At 72.4% G+C, this 721-nt stretch carries 1 protein-coding gene; it reads left to right on the forward strand.

What is annotated here, in order from left to right; translation table 11 throughout:
• On the forward strand, positions 1 to 721 hold a 721-nt coding region (locus EOA75_RS33470), incomplete at both ends, for a hypothetical protein (RefSeq protein ID WP_206517140.1).

Here is a 721-nt window from a genome sequence, read left to right on the forward strand (position 1 = left end):
CCACAGGTGCGACCGGCGCCACCGGCGATACTGGAGCAACCGGCGCCACTGGCGCGACCGGCTCGACTGGAGCAACGGGTGATACCGGAGCAACGGGTTCGACCGGGGCCACTGGGGCGACTGGAGCAACCGGCGCCACTGGTGCTACGGGCGATACCGGCTCGACCGGGGCCACTGGGGCGACTGGAGCAACCGGCGCGACAGGCGCGACTGGCGCCACGGGTGATACCGGAGCAACGGGCTCGACTGGCGCAACCGGAGCAACCGGCGCGACAGGCGCGACTGGCGCCACGGGTGATACCGGAGCAACGGGCTCGACTGGAGCAACCGGCGCCACAGGTGCGACCGGCGCCACGGGCGATACCGGAGCAACGGGCGCAACCGGAGCAACGGGCGCAACCGGAGCAACCGGCGCCACAGGTGCGACTGGCGCCACGGGCGATACCGGAGCAACGGGCGCAACCGGCTCGACCGGTGCGACCGGAGCAACCGGCGCCACAGGTGCGACTGGCGCCACCGGCGATACCGGGGCAACAGGTGCCACCGGCGCCACGGGCGATACCGGAGCAACCGGAGCAACCGGCGCCACAGGTGCGACCGGCGCCACCGGTGATACCGGAGCAACCGGCTCGACCGGTGCGACCGGAGCAACAGGTGCGACTGGCGCTACCGGCGATACCGGAGCAACGGGAGCAACCGGAGCAACAGGTGCCACCGGCGC

Source organism: Mesorhizobium sp. M1A.F.Ca.IN.022.07.1.1 (assembly GCF_003997575.1).
In the GTDB taxonomy this organism is placed as follows: Bacteria; Pseudomonadota; Alphaproteobacteria; order Rhizobiales; family Rhizobiaceae; genus Mesorhizobium.